Annotated in this window: 12 protein-coding genes; 10 read left to right on the top strand and 2 right to left on the bottom strand. The window is 53.7% G+C overall.

Going from position 1 to position 17,707, the window contains the following annotated elements:
• Positions 1-253 precede the first annotated feature (253 nt).
• The 5 genes from EX31_RS07990 to EX31_RS07970 all read left to right on the top strand — a co-directional run bounded on the left by EX31_RS07990 (position 254) and on the right by EX31_RS07970 (position 6,035).
• Positions 254-1,597 (top strand): MFS transporter, encoded by a 1,344-nt coding sequence (locus tag EX31_RS07990; RefSeq protein WP_015689387.1) that lies wholly within the window; start codon positions 254-256, stop codon positions 1,595-1,597.
• Positions 1,598-1,657: 60 nt separating this feature from the next.
• Entirely contained in the window at positions 1,658-2,428 is a 771-nt protein-coding gene (gene garL, locus EX31_RS07985) for a 2-dehydro-3-deoxyglucarate aldolase (protein ID WP_013573986.1), read from the top strand.
• On the top strand, positions 2,412-3,350 hold the full coding sequence (garR, locus tag EX31_RS07980) for a 2-hydroxy-3-oxopropionate reductase (protein ID WP_255347858.1): 939 nt from the start codon (positions 2,412-2,414) through the stop codon (positions 3,348-3,350). Before garL ends, garR begins: the two co-directional genes overlap by 17 nt.
• Before the next feature lie 120 nt (positions 3,351-3,470).
• Positions 3,471-4,610 carry a glycerate kinase gene (locus EX31_RS07975; RefSeq protein WP_013573988.1) on the top strand — a complete coding sequence of 380 codons (1,140 nt, stop codon included), beginning with the start codon at positions 3,471-3,473 and terminating at the stop codon, positions 4,608-4,610.
• 117 nt (positions 4,611-4,727) lie between these two features.
• Positions 4,728-6,035: an amino acid deaminase gene (locus EX31_RS07970; protein ID WP_037034160.1), complete on the top strand. Its 1,308-nt coding sequence runs from the start codon at positions 4,728-4,730 to the stop codon at positions 6,033-6,035.
• Positions 6,036-6,082: 47 nt separating this feature from the next.
• On the opposite strand, the gene barA is transcribed toward EX31_RS07970, so the two are convergent.
• Positions 6,083-8,833, bottom strand: coding sequence for a two-component sensor histidine kinase BarA (gene barA / locus EX31_RS07965; protein ID WP_013573990.1), 2,751 nt, complete (start codon positions 8,831-8,833; stop codon positions 6,083-6,085).
• A gap of 63 nt (positions 8,834-8,896) precedes the next feature.
• Between barA and rlmD the strand changes: the two genes are divergently transcribed.
• The 5 genes from rlmD (at position 8,897) to eno (ending at position 16,762) form a co-directional block, all read left to right on the top strand.
• The gene (gene rlmD, locus EX31_RS07960; RefSeq protein ID WP_037034159.1) at positions 8,897-10,267 is read left to right on the top strand and encodes a 23S rRNA (uracil(1939)-C(5))-methyltransferase RlmD; all 1,371 of its coding nucleotides are present in this window, start codon (positions 8,897-8,899) and stop codon (positions 10,265-10,267) included.
• Between the two features lie 9 nt (positions 10,268-10,276).
• On the top strand, positions 10,277-12,514 hold the full coding sequence (gene relA / locus EX31_RS07955) for a GTP diphosphokinase (RefSeq protein WP_013573992.1): 2,238 nt from the start codon (positions 10,277-10,279) through the stop codon (positions 12,512-12,514).
• 78 nt (positions 12,515-12,592) lie between these two features.
• The gene (gene mazG, locus EX31_RS07950; RefSeq protein WP_013573993.1) at positions 12,593-13,396 is read left to right on the top strand and encodes a nucleoside triphosphate pyrophosphohydrolase; all 804 of its coding nucleotides are present in this window, start codon (positions 12,593-12,595) and stop codon (positions 13,394-13,396) included.
• 348 nt (positions 13,397-13,744) lie between these two features.
• The gene (gene pyrG / locus EX31_RS07945) at positions 13,745-15,382 is read left to right on the top strand and encodes a glutamine hydrolyzing CTP synthase (RefSeq protein ID WP_013573994.1); all 1,638 of its coding nucleotides are present in this window, start codon (positions 13,745-13,747) and stop codon (positions 15,380-15,382) included.
• A gap of 75 nt (positions 15,383-15,457) precedes the next feature.
• Entirely contained in the window at positions 15,458-16,762 is a 1,305-nt protein-coding gene (eno, locus tag EX31_RS07940) for a phosphopyruvate hydratase (RefSeq protein ID WP_013573995.1), read from the top strand.
• Between the two features lie 86 nt (positions 16,763-16,848).
• Here the strand turns inward: eno and EX31_RS07935 are convergent, their stop codons facing one another.
• Positions 16,849-17,649, bottom strand: coding sequence for a MurR/RpiR family transcriptional regulator (locus EX31_RS07935; protein WP_197060716.1), 801 nt, complete (start codon positions 17,647-17,649; stop codon positions 16,849-16,851).
• Between the last annotated feature and the right edge of the window lie 58 nt (positions 17,650-17,707).

The raw sequence follows: 17,707 nt of genomic DNA, 5'->3' as shown, positions 1-17,707 counted from the left end.
GTCACAATCAACGGGGCTATTCTTGGGCGAATGCACAGTGTTATTTCGTGGCCTCCTTTTTATACTGTATTGGCCCTCTGAAGGTGACGTTGAAAGTAATACAGGTAAATTTCAGGCGATCATAAATAAAGTGTTTATTGCCTGTTTCGAATTAAGACGCTGTGCGGCGAATAACCACAGGTGAACGAAAAACGTTATTTCAATAACGGTGAGCTCCCTGAAAAATTTTCGCATTATGACAATGAGGGGCACCATGAACATTCAATCTCAGTCCGGGACAATCGCGCAAAGTAAGGTACGGACTCATATCCGTTACTATATTTTGCTGATTATCTTTTTAATCACGGCGGTGAATTACGCTGACCGCGCCACGCTCTCTATCGCGGGAACCGAGGTCGCGCGTGAGCTGGGCCTGGATGCTGCCGACATGGGACAAATCTTTGCCGCGTTCGGCTGGGCTTATCTGATTATGCAATTGCCCGGCGGCTGGCTGCTGGACAGATTTGGCTCCAAAAAAGTGTACACCTACAGCCTGTTCTTCTGGTCGCTGTTCACCCTGTTGCAGGGTTTTGTGGGCTGGTTCCCGCTGGCGTACGGCGCACTGACGCTGTTCATGTTGCGTTTCATGCTCGGTTTCTCCGAAGCTCCATCGTTTCCGGCGAACGCCCGTATTGTGGCTGCCTGGTTCCCGACCACTGAACGCGGCACGGCTTCCGCGATTTTTAACTCCGCACAGTATTTCTCACTGGCACTGTTTTCGCCTTTGCTGGGCTGGCTGACTTATGCCTGGGGCTGGGAACATGTTTTCATCGTGATGGGCGTGCTGGGTTTTGTGCTGACGCTGGTGTGGATCAAATTCATTCACAACCCGCCGGAACATCCACATATTTCTAAAAGTGAGCTGGAGTATCTGACAGACGGCGGTGCCGTTGTTGATATCGACCACAAGAAAACGGACAGCGCGAAAAGTGGCCCGAAATGGAGCTACGTTCGTCAGATGCTGAGCAGCCGCATGATGCTTGGGATCTTCTTCGGACAGTATTTCATTAACAGTATTACGTGGTTCTTCCTGACCTGGTTCCCGATTTATCTGGTTCAGGAAAAGGGCATGTCTATTCTTAAAGTGGGGATGATTGCCGCAATTCCTGCGCTGTGTGGTTTTGCGGGCGGTGTGCTGGGGGGCGTGTTCTCAGATTTTCTGATCAGACGCGGCTACTCGCTGACCGTGGCGCGTAAAATTCCTATCGTGCTGGGCATGTTATTAGCCACCAGCATCATTTTGTGTAATTACACGGACAATAACGTACTGGTCGTCACCCTGATGGCGCTGGCGTTCTTCGGTAAAGGTTTCGGAGCGCTCGGCTGGCCGGTGATTGCGGATACTGCGCCAAAAGAAGTCATCGGCCTGTGCGGCGGCATCTTCAACGTGTTCGGTAACGTGGCCTCCATCGTGACGCCGCTGGTGATCGGCTACATCGTGAAAGGTCTGCATTCTTTCAATATGGCATTAATTTTTGTGGGCTGTTCAGCACTGATGGCGATGCTTTGCTATCTGCTGGTGGTCGGCGATATCAAACGTCTGGAACTTAAGAAATAGTAAATTGCGATGCGGGGTAATCCGGGCATCCCGGCTCTGCCCCCTTTTATGAGGTCAGATATGAGTAATCAAATGATTCCAAACCGGTTCCGCCAGGACTTATTGCAAGGGAAAACCCTGATTGGCTGTTGGTCAGCATTATCCAGCCCGATCTCAACCGAAGTGCTTGGCCTCGCAGGTTTTGACTGGCTGCTGCTCGACGGCGAACACGCGCCAAACGATGTTAGCACTTTTGTGCCGCAGCTGATGGCGCTGAAAGGCAGCCGCAGCGCGCCGGTAGTTCGTCCGCAATTCAACGATCCGGTGGTGATTAAACGTCTGCTGGATATCGGTTTCTACAATTTCCTGGTGCCGTTTGTGGAAACTCAGGAACAGGCTGAGCTGGCCGTTGCTTCTACCCGTTATCCGCCTGCCGGGATCCGCGGCGTTTCCGTTTCCCACCGCAGCAACATGTTCGGCACCGTGCCGGATTACTTCAACAGTATCAATGACAACATCGCGGTGATGGTGCAAATCGAAAGCCAGCAGGGCGTCGATAATCTGGACGCGATTGCTGCCGTTGATGGCATCGATGGCATTTTCGTCGGCCCGAGTGATCTGGCCGCAGGCATGGGGCATCTGGGCAACGCCGGACACCCGGACGTGCAGGCCGCTATCCGTCACATTTTTGCGCGTGCAAAAGCGCATGGCAAACCGAGCGGTATTCTGGCACCGGTTGAAGCGGATGCGCGCCGTTATCTGGAGTGGGGCGCGACCTTCGTGGCGGTTGGCAGTGATTTAGGCGTTTTCCGTGCAGGCACACAGGCGCTATGCGATCGTTTCACCCAGTGATCCGCTCTCATTACATCAATACAAAGAGGATACCCGAATGAAAATTGGCTTTATTGGTTTAGGCATCATGGGCAAGCCTATGAGCAAAAACCTGCTGAAAGCAGGTTACGAGCTGGTCGTTATGGACCGCAATCAGGATACCGTCGGCGAAATTGTCCAACTCGGCGCGACAGCCGCAGACACACCAAAAGCGGTGGCTGCGGTTTCTGATGTGATCATCACCATGCTGCCAAACTCGCCGCAAGTGAGAGACGTGGCGCTGGGCGAAAATGGTCTGATTGAAGGCGCTCGTCCGGGCACCATTTTCATCGACATGAGTTCTATCGCGCCGCTGGCAAGTCGTGAAATCAGTGAGGCGCTGGCCGCTAAACAAATCGCGATGCTCGATGCGCCGGTCTCCGGTGGTGAACCAAAAGCCATCGACGGCACCATGTCCGTGATGGTGGGTGGCGACAAAGCCGTGTTTGATAAATGCTATGAAATCATGAAATCCATGGCAGGTTCGGTGGTGCATACCGGTGATATTGGTGCGGGCAACGTGACCAAGCTGGCGAACCAGGTGATTGTGGCGCTGAACATTGCGGCGATGTCAGAAGCACTGGTGCTGGCAACCAAAGCGGGCGTGGATCCGGATCTGGTTTTCCAGGCAATTCGTGGTGGTCTGGCAGGCAGTACCGTGCTGGAAGCGAAAGCGCCGATGGTGATGGATCGCAACTTCAAACCGGGCTTCCGTATTGATTTACACATCAAAGATTTAGCGAACGCACTGGACACCTCACACAGCGTCGGCGCACAACTGCCTCTGACCTCGCTGGTCATGGAAATGATGCAGGCATTGAAAGCGGATGGTCACGGGCAATCTGACCATAGCGCTATTGCACGCTATTATGAAACCTTAGCGAAGGTTGAAGTTACCCGTTAGTCTGCGGCGGACGCGCGGCGCTGAATGAACACGGCTGGCGCGCGGCCCTTCAGGCAGGATGCAAAACTGACAGGACGCTTTTCCACATCGGCGCGTGCAGTTTATGAAGGTAATGACTTTATGAAAATAGTGATCGCACCGGATTCATACAAAGAAAGTTTGTCTGCTTTGGATGTGGCAAAAGCCATCGAGAGTGGGTTCCGTGAGATTTTCCCCGAGGCAGAGTACGTCAAGTTGCCGGTTGCCGATGGCGGCGAAGGCACGGTGGAGGCCATGGTGGCGGCTACCGGTGGGCGTGTGGTGAAGGTGAACGTCACCGGACCACTGGGCACCCCGCTTGAAGCGTTTTTTGGCCTTTCAGGTGATGAGAAAATCGCTTTCATCGAAATGGCGGCGGCCAGTGGGCTGGAAAGTGTTCCTCCGGCGCAACGTAATCCGCTGAAAACCACGTCGTATGGTACAGGGGAATTGATCCATTCTGCTCTCGGCCACGGCGTAAAACATTGCATTATCGGGATTGGCGGCAGTGCGACCAACGATGGTGGCGCTGGCATGATGCAGGCGCTGGGCGCGAAGTTGCTGACCAAAGATGGCAAATCTATTGGTCAGGGCGGAGGTGAGCTGGAAAAACTGCACCACATTGATATCAGCGGTTTGGATCCGCGAATTAAAACATGCCGCTTTGAAGTGGCCTGTGACGTCACGAATCCGCTGACCGGCAAGGACGGAGCTTCTGCCATCTTCGGCCCGCAAAAAGGGGCAACACCGGAGATGATCGAACAGCTCGACGGCTATCTGCATCATTACGCCCGGGTGATCAAACAGGATCTGGGTATCGACGTTGAGCATGTTCCCGGAGCCGGTGCTGCCGGTGGCATGGGAGCGGCACTTTACGGGTTCTGTCATGCCGAACTGCGCCAGGGCATTGAGATCGTCACCGATGCGCTGGGGTTGGATGAACTGGTGAAAGATGCCACGCTGGTGATTACCGGTGAAGGGCGGATTGACAGTCAGAGCATCAATGGCAAAGTGCCAATTGGTGTGGCACGGGTGGCTAAACGTTACAACAAGCCCGTGATTGGTATTGCCGGCAGTCTGACAAAAGATGTTGATGTCGTTTACGACCATGGTCTGGATGCTGTTTTCAGCGTGCTCTACAGCATTTGTACGCTCGATGATGCCCTGAAAAACGCCGCAGACAACTTGCGTAAATCAGCACGAAATATTGCCGCCACTATTAAGTTATCGCAAAAGCTTTAACCGACAGCACTCAGGATATAAAACCGGTGTTCAGGCCCAGCCTGCGCCGGTTTTTGTATTTTATTTCCCTCGGTTTTACGTTAGGTTTTAAAGACATTCGCCAATGAGAAAACACGTATGTCAGAGATCGATTTTTCACAGCAGCCGGTTAATACGCAAACGAAAGGGCTGGGGCCGCTGAGTGACGGTGCGCGCATGCGCGATATCCGTGAACAGGGCTGGAATATCCTGCGTGAAGACGTCAGCCTGCCGGTGGCGGTGCTGCTCGAAGAGAGAATCGAACACAACCTTTCCTGGATGCGTGAATTTATCCAGCGTTATCAGCTCAAACTGGCACCGCACGGCAAAACCACCATGAGCCCTGAGTTGTATCAGATGCAGCTGGAATTCGGCGCATGGGGCATCACGCTGGCAACGGCACCGCAGGTTAATGCCGCGTTCCGGCACGGTGTGCGCAAAGTGATCATGGCGAATCAGCTGGTGGGGAAAGGCAACATGGCGATCATTGCCGGGTTGCTGCGTGATGACCCGGCATTTGATTTTACCTGCATCGTGGATTCTGCTGAGAACGCCGATGCGCTCGGGCACTATTTTGCCAGCCAGCGGCAGAAACTGCGGGTGATGTTTGAGTACGGCATAACGGGCGGGCGCACCGGTATTCGCACCGAACAACAGGAAGCCGACGTACTGGCGGCGGTGAAGCGCTGGCCGCAGTCACTGGCGCTGGTCGGCGTCGAGCTTTATGAAGGCGTGAGCAATGATGAAGCGGTGATCCGCAGCTTCCTGCGTCACGTGATGACACGTACCGAAGCGCTGGCGCAGGCCGGAGAATTTGCTGAACCCCAGGTGATTTTGACCGGTGCAGGTTCCGCCTGGTTCGATGTGGTTGCCGAGGAACTGACGCGGGAAGAAACCCATCTCGATACAGAAAAACGCTACGTGCTGGATATCATTCTGCGTTCCGGTTGTTACGTGACACATGACGTTGGCGCGTATCAGGCGGCGCTGGAACGCATGCAAACCAGCAATCCGGTGGCGCGTGAAATGAACAGCAGTTTACAGCCAGCGTTGCAGGTCTGGGCAGCCGTGCAGTCGTTGCCGGAACCGGGCAGGGCCATTATTGCGTTCGGCAAACGTGATGCCGGTTATGATGCCGGATACCCGAAAGCGGCCGGACATTTTCGTCCGCGCAGCGCCACACAGGCCGGATACACCACGGTGGTGCCCGCGCCTGACGACTGGAAAGTATTCGCGATGATGGATCAGCATGCGTTTATGTCGATCCCGGAAGATGCGGATTTGAAAGTCGGCGACATGCTGGTGTTTGATATCTGCCATCCGTGCCTGACGTTCGACAAATGGCGTCAGTTATTGCTGGTGAATGAACAGTGGGATGTGACCGGCGCGGTGACGACCTGGTTCTGACGACACGAAAACGCCCGGACGATGCCGGGCATTAATCTTTTTAATGACTACCTCGGTAAATACGCCACTGCTGCGCGCTTCACGTTGTCAATTTCATCAAGGAGTTCAAACCATTCCGGTTCCAGCGTTTCCACGCTGACGCCCTGACGAAGCTGTTGTTCAATGTAGAAACACAGTCGTTTCAGACGGGGTACGCCGCTGTAGCTGCAACTGCCATGAAGCTTGTGGATCAGCGCCAGAATATCGTCGTCCGGTTCGCCACGCGTGACGGCTTCCACCCGTTCTGCCACCTGCGGCAGAAACTCCACCAGCATTTGCAGCAAATCCTGCGCCAGCGCGACTTTATTGGCTGACTGACTCAGTGCCAGTTGCCAGTCGAGTGTGCTGATCGGCGCGAGTGACTCGCTGGCCTGCAACGGTGAATCCAGCTGTGTCTGATGCTGATGATGGCGCGACAGAACATTTTTCAGCATGCTTTCATCAATGGGTTTAGACAGGTAATCGTCCATCCCCAGTTTCAGTAACTGTTCACGCTCGCCGCTCAGCGAGTGCGCGGTGACGGCCACCACCGGCGTTTTGGCATGGCGCGCCATCTGGTGGATGATTTCGCTGGCGCGAATGCCGTCGATATCCGGCATCTGAATATCCATCAGAATAATATCCAGATCGGTATGACGTGCGACATCGATGGCTTCTTCACCGCTGTGACAAAGCACGGTGGTTTCCACCAGTTCTTCCAGCAAGGCGCCAATCAGTTTGAGGTTTGCCGGATTGTCATCCACCGCCATGGCGGTCAGCGGCAGACGCGAGGTTTTATCTTCGTCGTTACCGATCACCCTGACGGAAGCCTGTTGTTCATGTAACAACAGCGGCAGCAGGCGGATACTCGACATCGGTTTAATCAGACAGGCCTGAACGCCACGCCTTTTCAATTCTTCGGCATCCACCTGGAACTGACTCGGCAGCGCCAGCAGAAGGTGCTGTGTCATGCCCAGCACTTTCTGCAATTTACCCTCGTAGTCCGCCAGAACCTGATCCGGTTTGACCGGAATGCTGCACAACATGATGTCGTACCATGGCTCAGGAAGCGCAGCCAGCGTGGTGCGATGTGTGATATCCAGCGGGGTGGCCTGCAGGATTTCCATCGTGGCTTTCGCCGCCGCCGGATTGGCTTCAACATAGGCCAGACGTTTGCCTTCAAGATGATTCATGGAAACCGGCGTGATATGACGGTTTTCATTCAGCTCGAGCGTGACGTGGAACCAGAAGGTCGAACCGCGGTTCAGCTGGCTGTAGAAACTGATGTCTCCGCCCATTTCTTTCACCAGACGCTGGGTGATCACCAGCCCTAATCCGGTGCCGCCATGTCGGCGCGAAATGCTGGCATCAGCCTGACGGAAAGCCTGGAACAATTGCGACTGCTGACGTTCGGAAATCCCGATGCCGGTATCGTGGATCTGCACTTCCAGTTCCACCTGCAAATTGTTCTGCGAACGCAGCTCGACATTGATATCGATGTTGCCGGTTTCAGTAAATTTAATCGCATTTCCCAGCAAGTTAGTCACCACTTGCTGCATGCGCATTGGATCGCCCAGCACGTTTTCCGGCACGTTGTTGTGGACGTTCAGCGTCAGTTCCAGACCTTTATCATGCGCGGTGTGCGCCAGCAAAATAACCACTTCATCGAGCATTTCACGCAGCGAGAACGGAATATGCTCGAGCACCAGTTTGCCAGCTTCCAGCTTGGAGAAATCCAGCACGTCATTAATGATGGTTAACAGGTGATTCGCGGAGCGCTCAATGGTTTGCAGATAGTCCGCCTGCGTTGGCGAAAGCGGTGTTTTCAGTGTCTGGCGGGTAAAGCCGATCACGCCGTTGAGCGGTGTTCGCAGCTCGTGGGACATGTTCGCCAGGAATTCAGATTTGATACGCGCCGCTTCCTGGGCACGTTTCTTCGCCAGATCCAGCTCGACGTTTTGGATTTCCATCTGCTCGAGCGTTTCGCGCAGGTCTGACGTTGCCTGATCGATATTCTGCTGCACTTCTTCGTGGTAGGCCGTCAGCGACATCGCCATCGAGTTAATGCCGTTTTTTAGCATGCTCAGTTCGCCCGGCATGTTGCCTTCCACGCGGCTGTCGAGCTGCCCGCGGCGGATGCGGTCAACGGTATTCACCATGTTACGGATCGGCCCTGTCACGTCGCGCATCAGGCGGTAAGCGAACAGTGTGGCGATACCCAGACACAGCAATAACAGCATGGTGGATACGAATGCTTCCTGATATTGCGCCAGTTTTACCGAACGTAAATCCAGTTCAATGGCGATATAACCCAGCCGGTTGTCCGGCGAGGCACTGAAGGTTTCGTCATCCGCTTCCGTATGGTTTTCAGCCTGAATGGGCGTGCGCAGGATCAGCACATCGCCGGAACGGGTTTTCGTCAGCTCGCGCGGAATGTCTTCGATGCGTTTTACCTGCAACGGACTGTCATCATGCTGGCTGGTCGAACTGGCAAACAGTTTGTTCTCGCCATCAAACACACTGATGCTGCGTACAATATCTGAGTGATTACGGTGCAGACGGCTGATCAGCCGTTTCACCGGTTCGCGTTCCCGGAACGTCATGCCATATTCGCTTGCGACTGCCAGAGGCTCGATAATACTGGCTCCGGCTTCTGTCAGCTGGTTCTGCAACTCGTTGTAGCGGTGCACCACAAAGAAGGTGCTGAGCAGCAAACCGATCATTAATGTCGGTGCCAGGATCAGGATCATCATCCGTGCGCGAAGGCTATATTTGGTCATGAGGTTCCAATGTGGGAGAATTAGCTAAAGTAAGCTTAATAAACCAGCGTGTAATCGACAATAATGGCTCAATTCTACTCTCCGAACCGTCGCGTGACGACCCGGCAAACGATAACTGTGACCGCCACCGACCTTGATACTTTCGGGCAAGGTGTGGCACGCCACAATGGCAAAGCCGTATTTGTCAGTGGTTTACTGCCCGGCGAACAGGCAGAAGTCACTTTAACAGAAGATAAAAGCAAGTACGCCAAAGGTAAGCTGAAGCGTTTGCTGACCACCAGCGACGATCGGGTAAAACCGCTGTGTCCGCACTATTCCACTTGCGGCGGGTGTCAACAGCAGCACGCCAGCGAGGCACTGCAACAGCGCAGTAAATCAGCGGCGTTATTACGCCTGATTTCCCGCGAAACCGGTATTCTGGCAGATCCGCTGCCAGTGATTGCCGGTCCGCAATACGGTTACCGCCGTCGTGCGCGTCTGGGATTGCAAATTGCGGGCGTTAAACCGGGGCGTAAAGCCGGTGCCGTCAGCGGCCCGCTGGTGATGGGGTTCCGTCAGGAAGGCTCCAACGATCTGGTGGCCATCACTAAATGTCCTGTTCTGCGGCCTGAACTGGAGCAACTGCTGGTGCCGGTGCAGGAATGTTTGTCGTCATTATCGGCGGCGAAACGCCTCGGGCATCTGGAAATGGTGCTGGCGGATAACGGCCCGCTGTTGGTGCTGCGTCATCTTGATCCGCTCAGTGAAGCCGATCGTGCGCGCCTGACGGCGTTTGCGGCGCAACATCAGTTAACGATTTTTCTGGCGCCTGACAGCGAGACTCTGGAGCCTTTGTGCGGCGAACCCCCTTATTATCAGATTGATGGTTTGAATCTGAAATTTGGCCCGCGCGATTTTATTCAGGTGAATGATGCCGTTAACCAGCAAATGGTGGCGCAGGCCCTGGACTGGCTGGAACTGACGCCGGAAGATCGCGTGCTGGATTTGTTCTGCGGGATGGGGAATTTCACCCTTCCGCTGGCAAAAAGAGCTAACCAGGTTGTCGGCGTCGAAGGTGTTGCTACACTGGTGGCGAATGGGCAAGATAATGCCCGGAATAATGGATTAGAGAATGTGTCCTTCTTCCATGAGAATCTGGAAGATGATGTCAGTAAACAACCCTGGGCGGCACAAGGTTTCAATAAAATCTTGCTGGACCCGGCCCGGGGTGGCGCTGCTGGCGTGATGACGCATATTGTTAAGCTTGCCCCGGCGCGTGTGGTGTATGTGTCATGCAACCCCACAACATTGGCGCGGGACAGTAAAATTTTGTTGGAGGCGGGTTATCGTTTGGCCGGGGTGCGTATGCTGGATATGTTCCCGCACACCGGTCACCTTGAATCGATGGCTCTGTTTATCAACCCGTCTGACACAGGTGTTGTGTCAGAAACGTAGGGAGAGGGTATGGTTGCGGTAAGAAGTGCACATCTGAACACGGCTGGCGAGTTCGCGCTCGACGACTGGATCAATAGTTTAGGACTGTCCAGCCAGCAATCATGTGAGCGTTTAGCCGAAACCTGGCGCTACTGCGAGCAACAAACGCAGGGCCATCCTGACGCCTCGCTGCTGCTATGGCGCGGTCTGGAGATGGTTGAAATCCTCTCGACCCTCAGCATGGATAACGACAGTATGCGTGCGGCGCTGCTGTTCCCGCTGGTTGATGACGGCATCATTGATGAAGACACCCTGACCCAACAGTTCGGTAAAGCCATTACTGATCTGGTACATGGCGTGCGTGATATGGATGCCATCCGCCAGCTGAAAGCCACGCAAAACGATTCCATGGCTTCCGAGCAGGTGGACAACGTCCGCCGCATGCTGCTGGCGATGGTGGAAGATTTCCGCTGCGTGGTGCTGAAACTGGCTGAACGTATCGCTCATCTGCGCGAAGTGAAAGATGCGCCGGAAGAAGAGCGCGTACTGGCGGCCAAAGAATGTACCAATATTTATGCGCCGCTGGCTAACCGTCTGGGTATTGGCCAGTTGAAATGGGAGCTGGAAGATTTCTGCTTCCGTTATCTGCATCCTGACGAATACAAACGCATTGCCAAACTGTTGCATGAACGCCGTATCGACCGTGAGCAGTACATCGACGATTTTGTGTCGACCGTTAAAAATGCGATGGCCGAAGAGGGCATCAAAGTTGATGTTTACGGCCGTCCCAAGCATATCTACAGCATCTGGCGCAAGATGCAGAAAAAATCCCTGTCCTTCGACGAACTCTTCGACGTGCGTGCCGTGCGTATTGTGGTGGAGCGTTTACAGGATTGTTACGCCGCGTTAGGGATTGTGCACACTCATTTCCGCCATCTGCCTGATGAGTTCGACGATTATGTCGCCAACCCGAAACCGAACGGTTATCAGTCGATTCACACTGTGGTGCTGGGGCCGCGTGGGAAAACGCTGGAAGTGCAGATCCGCACGCGTCAGATGCATGAAGATGCTGAGCTGGGCGTCGCGGCGCACTGGAAATACAAGGAAGGCACCGCTGTGGTCGGTGGCCGCAGCGGGGGCTACGAAGGTCGTATTGCCTGGCTGCGAAAACTTATCGCGTGGCAGGAAGAAATGGCCGATTCGGGCGAAATGCTCGACGAAGTGCGCAGCCAGGTGTTCGACGATCGCGTCTACGTGTTTACGCCAAAAGGCGACGTGATCGACCTGCCGATGGGCTCCACGCCGCTCGACTTTGCGTATCACATCCACAGTGATGTGGGGCACCGGTGTATCGGGGCGAAAATTGGCGGCCGCATCGTGCCGTTCACCTATCAGCTGCATATGGGCGATCAGATTGAAATCATCACCCAGAAGCATGCGAACCCAAGCCGCGACTGGCTGAACCCAAGTCTGGGTTACGTCACGACCAGCCGCGGGCGCTCGAAAATTCAAAACTGGTTCCGTAAACAGGATCGCGATAAGAACATTATTGCCGGTAAACAAATCCTCGATGACGAGCTGGACAGACTGGATATCAGCATCAAAGATGCCGAGAAACTGCTGCTGCCGCGCTACAACGTCAACTCGCTGGATGAAGTGCTGGCCGCAATCGGTAACGGCGATATCCGTCTGAATCAGATGGTGAACTTCCTGCAATCGCAGCTGAAAAAGCCGAGTGCGGAAGAGCTGGATAAAGAAGCTTTGCGCCAGCTGACGCAGAAAACCACGCCGCCACCGACCCGTACCAAAGACAATGGCCGCGTGGTGGTTGAAGGTGTCGGTAATCTGATGCACCACATTGCGCGCTGTTGTCAGCCGATCCCGGGCGACGAAATCGTCGGTTACATCACTCAGGGCCGCGGGATTTCCATCCACCGTGCCGACTGTGATCAACTGGAAGATTTACGTTCGAATGCGCCGGAACGTGTGGTCGATGCCGTATGGGGCGAAAGTTACTCCAGCGGGTATTCACTGGTGGTACGTGTGGTGGCTAACGACCGCAGCGGCCTGCTGCGTGATATCACCACGATTCTTGCCAATGAAAAAGTGAACGTACTCGGTGTTGCCAGCCGCAGCGACACACGCCAGCAACTGGCGACCATCGACATGGATATCGAAATCTACAACCCGCAGGTGTTGGGACGTGTGATTGCCAAACTGAACCAGTTGCCGGATGTAATTGAAGCCAAGCGGCTTCACGGCAGCTGATCAAACGCTTATAAGGCCCGCCAGTCGGGCCTTTTCTTTTATGTTTTTGACTCATCTCTTTTAAAACGGACAGATCCTATGACCGACTCTTCTTTACAACGCCTGCTCACCATTATGAAAACCCTGCGCGACCCAGAAGCGGGCTGCCCGTGGGATAAAGAGCAAACTTTCGAGACGATTGCCCCGTACACGCTGGAAGAAACCTACGAAGTACTGGATGCCATCGCCCGCAAAGATTACGACGATGTGCGCGACGAACTGGGTGATCTGCTGTTTCAGGTGGTGTTTTACGCGCAGATGGGCAGCGAACAAGGGCTGTTTGAGTTTGACGATATCTGCAATGCTATTTCGGACAAATTAGAGCGCCGCCATCCGCAAATCTTTGGGCAGGAAGCGGCCTGGTCGAAAGACGCCAGCAGTCAGGATGTGCTGGTCAAATGGGAAGCGCGTAAGGCGCAGGAGCGGGCAGAGAAATCCCTGCATTCGGCACTCGATGACATTCCTTCCGCGTTGCCTGCGCTGATGAAAGCACACAAAATTCAGAAACGTTGTTCGAATGTCGGGTTCGACTGGACCACCCTCGGGCCGGTGCTCGACAAAGTCTACGAAGAGATCGACGAAGTGATGTTTGAAGCGCGTCAGGCAGTGATCGATGAAGAAAAGCTCGGCGAGGAAATCGGCGACCTGCTGTTCGCGACGGTTAATCTTTCCCGCCATTTAGGCCACAAAGCGGAAGATGCGTTGCAGGCGGCCAACCGCAAGTTTGAGCGCCGTTTCAGGCAGGTCGAGGAAATTATCCGTGGAAAAGGCTTAAACATGGAAGATGCTACACTTGAACAGATGGAAGACGCCTGGCAGCAGGTGAAAAAGCAGGAAGGCTGAGTTAGCTCTCCGACTTTGATCGGAAACAAGATCTGAATCTGCTGAAACGGTTAAGCTCAATGTCATTCAGTGCTTAACCGGCTGATCTGAGAGCAGTAAAGTCCAACAAATTGAAATCTAAGATGTTTTAGTGCGTCATGCGAACAACACAGCACTTTTTACAAGCTAACTGTTTGTTTTTGAAAGAATGAAAGAACAGCGCTGGCAGGGTTAACCCTTCTGAACTGACGGTAAGGAAAACGATGATGGACAGCAAAACGTTTATTTGTGGCGCACACAAGGTTCCGGTATACTGTTTTCCCGTCTTGGTTACTCCATCATCTTTAAACCTAACCTCTCAGGTTCAGCATGACAACTAATTATATTTTTGTGACCGGCGGGGTCGTATCCTCTCTGGGTAAAGGCATTGCCGCAGCCTCTCTGGCGGCTATTCTCGAAGCCCGTGGCCTCAACGTGACCATCATGAAACTGGACCCGTATATCAACGTGGATCCGGGTACGATGAGCCCAACTCAACATGGCGAAGTCTTCGTGACCGAAGATGGCGCTGAAACCGATCTCGATCTGGGTCACTACGAGCGCTTCATCCGCACCAAGATGACTCGTCGCAACAACTTCACCACTGGCCGTATTTATTCCGACGTGCTGCGCAAAGAGCGCCGTGGCGACTATCTCGGCGCAACCATCCAGGTTATCCCGCACATCACCAACAACATTAAAGAACGCATCATTGAAGGCGGCGAAGGCCACGATGTCGTGCTGGTTGAAATTGGCGGTACTGTCGGTGATATCGAATCCCTGCCGTTCCTGGAAGCGATTCGTCAGATGGCAGTTGAAGTGGGCCGTGAGCATACGCTGTATATGCACCTGACACTGGTGCCTTACATGGCGGCAGCCGGTGAAGTGAAAACCAAACCGACCCAGCATTCTGTAAAAGAACTGCTGTCTATCGGTATCCAGCCGGACGTGCTGATTTGCCGTTCTGACCGCGCAGTGCCTGCCAACGAACGCGCGAAAATTGCGTTGTTCTGTAACGTGCCGGAAAAAGCGGTTATCTCCCTTAAAGACGTTGATTCTATTTATAAAATCCCGGCCCTATTGAAATCTCAGGGTCTGGACGACTATATTTGTAAACGTTTCAGCATCAACGCACCGGAAGCCAACTTGTCCGAATGGGAACAGGTTGTTTACGAAGAAGCCAATCCGGGCGGTGAAGTGACTATCGGCATGGTCGGTAAGTACATTGAGCTGCCAGATGCTTATAAATCTGTGATTGAAGCGCTCAAACACGGCGGCCTGAAAAATCGTCTGACCGTGAACATTAAACTTATCGATTCTCAGGATGTCGAAACCCGTGGTGTCGAGGTGCTGAAAGGCCTGGACGCGATCCTTATCCCGGGTGGCTTCGGCTACCGTGGTGTGGAAGGGAAAGTGGCAACGGCGCGTTATGCACGTGAAAATAACATTCCTTATCTGGGCATTTGTCTGGGTATGCAGGTTGCGCTGATTGAGTTCGCCCGTAACGTTGCGGGTATGGAGAACGCCAACTCCACCGAATTTGTGCCAGACTGTAAGTTCCCGGTGGTTGCACTCATCACCGAATGGCGCGATGAAGAAGGTAACGTCGAAGTACGTTCCGAAGACAGTGATTTAGGCGGCACCATGCGTGTGGGCGGACAGCAATGTCACCTGAACGACGGTAGCCTGGTTCGTGAGATGTACGGCGAGCCGACAATAGTTGAACGCCATCGTCACCGTTACGAAGTGAACAATATGCTGCTCAAACAAATCGAAGCCGCAGGTTTACGCGTAGCCGGTCGCTCTGGCGATAAGCAACTGGTGGAAATCATCGAGCTGCCTAACCATCCGTGGTTTGTCGCTTGTCAGTTCCATCCAGAATTTACGTCAACGCCGCGTGATGGTCATCCGTTGTTTGCAGGCTTCGTGAAGGCTGCCGGTGAGTATCAGAAGCGTCAGGTAAAATAAAATACCGGGGAAGAGATGCGCCATTGGCGCATCTCTTGTCTGAAGCTTTAGTTAACTTGTACTGAGGAAATCTTAATGTCTAAAATCGTTAAAGTTATCGGCCGTGAAATCATCGACTCCCGTGGTAACCCGACCGTAGAAGCTGAAGTTCATCTGGAAGGTGGTTTTGTTGGTCTGGCTGCTGCGCCATCTGGTGCTTCTACCGGTTCCCGCGAAGCGCTGGAACTGCGTGACGGTGACAAATCCCGTTTCCTGGGCAAAGGCGTACTGAAAGCCGTTGCTGCGGTTAACGGTCCTATCGCTCAGGCTGTAACCGGTAAAGACGCGAAAGATCAGGCTAACATCGACAAGATCATGATCGATCTGGACGGTACTGAGAACAAATCTAAGTTCGGTGCTAACGCGATTCTGGCTGTTTCCCTGGCTGCTGCTAAAGCGGCTGCGGCTTCTAAAGGTCTGCCACTGTACGCACACATCGCAGAACTGAACGGCACCCCGGGCAAATACTCTATGCCACTGCCTATGATGAACATCATCAACGGCGGCGAACACGCTGATAACAACGTTGATATTCAAGAGTTCATGATCCAGCCTGTTGGCGCTAAAACGCTGAAAGAAGCTATCCGCATGGGTTCTGAAGTGTTCCACACCCTGGCTAAAGTGCTGAAATCTAAAGGCATGGGTACTGCTGTTGGTGACGAAGGTGGCTACGCGCCAAACCTGGGTTCTAACGCAGAAGCGCTGGCTGTCATCGCTGAAGCGGTTAAAGCAGCAGGCTACGAACTGGGTAAAGACATCACTCTGGCGATGGACTGTGCGGCATCTGAGTTCTACAAAGATGGCAAATACGTTCTGGCTGGCGAAGGCAACAAAGCATTCACTTCTGAAGAGTTCACTCACTTCCTGGAAGACCTGACTAAACAGTACCCAATCGTTTCTATCGAAGACGGTCTGGACGAGTCTGACTGGACTGGCTTTGCTTACCAGACTAAAGTTCTGGGCGACAAAATCCAGCTGGTAGGTGACGATCTGTTCGTCACCAACACCAAGATCCTGAAAGAAGGTATCGACAAAGGCATCGTTAACTCCATCCTGATCAAATTCAACCAGATCGGTTCTCTGACCGAAACTCTGGCTGCGATCAAAATGGCGAAAGACGCTGGCTACACTGCCGTTATCTCTCACCGTTCAGGCGAAACTGAAGATGCGACCATCGCTGACCTGGCTGTGGGTACCGCTGCTGGCCAGATCAAAACCGGTTCTATGAGCCGTTCTGACCGTGTTGCTAAATACAACCAGCTGATCCGTATCGAAGAAGCGCTGGCGGCTGCGGGTACTCCTGCTCCGTTCAACGGTCTGAAAGAAGTTAAAGGTCAGTAATTACTGCCCCGTAACGCTTTCATAAAAACCCGCTCCGGCGGGTTTTTTTATGTCTGCAATTCAGGGAGATCGTTAAGATCTCCGTCTTACAGCAATAAAGAAAGCGTGGCACTCGCGCTGTGTTCGCTGGCTTGCAAATAATCCGGGGAGTGCGTTAACAGCTGATTGATCAGTAATTCCACCAGCAGCATCCCGCCGACTTTGGACGTCAGTAAACCCGCCGTCAGCGGACCTTCGGGTTTGGCGGCCACCAGTAAAATATCGGCCAGTGAGGAAAGCGGGCTGCGCAACGTATTGCTGATACCGATGACTGTGGTGCCCTGACGCTTCGCCAGCGCGGCGGCGTGCAACACATCTTTAGTGGAACCTGAGCTGGAAACCACGACCACAATATCCTGACTATCCAGGCTCACAGCATTCATCGCCGCGCGGTGCATATCAGCGAAACATTGCGACGCTTTGCCCAGACGCAGCAGCTTGTAACCCAGATAATCCGCCACGATAGCGCTGGCTGCAACACCATACACCTGAACGGAACGCGCGTTATGAATGCGAAACGCGGCGTCCGCCAGCACCTGCCGATCGAGCAGTTTTCCGGTATCACGCAGGGCAGTGATGCTGTCTTCGATCAGCGTCTGAACGTCGTCATTCCCTTCAGCGGACGGCAATGTCGGATTTTGTCGCGTCTCAAGCGCGAGACCCATCTTAAATTCGGTAAACCCTTTGCAACCGAGCTGGCGGCAAAGCCGCGTGACGCTGGCTTCACTGGTATCACTCTCACGCGCCAGTTCAGTGATGGTCAGGTAAAGCACACGCTGCGGCTGTTCCAGCACAAAACTGCCCAGCTTGTGCAGCGTCGGACTGTAATTCTCCAGTCCCTGACGCATTCGCAGTAACAGCGTGCCTGTTTCCTTGGTCTGACTCACTCGGCTCTCCTCAGAATAA

This window comes from Rahnella sp. WP5, from assembly GCF_000745615.1.
Classification (GTDB): domain Bacteria; phylum Pseudomonadota; class Gammaproteobacteria; order Enterobacterales; family Enterobacteriaceae; genus Rahnella; species Rahnella aceris.
Note: the sequence above shows the minus strand (reverse complement) of the source record. Positions and strands in the feature narration are given on the sequence as shown.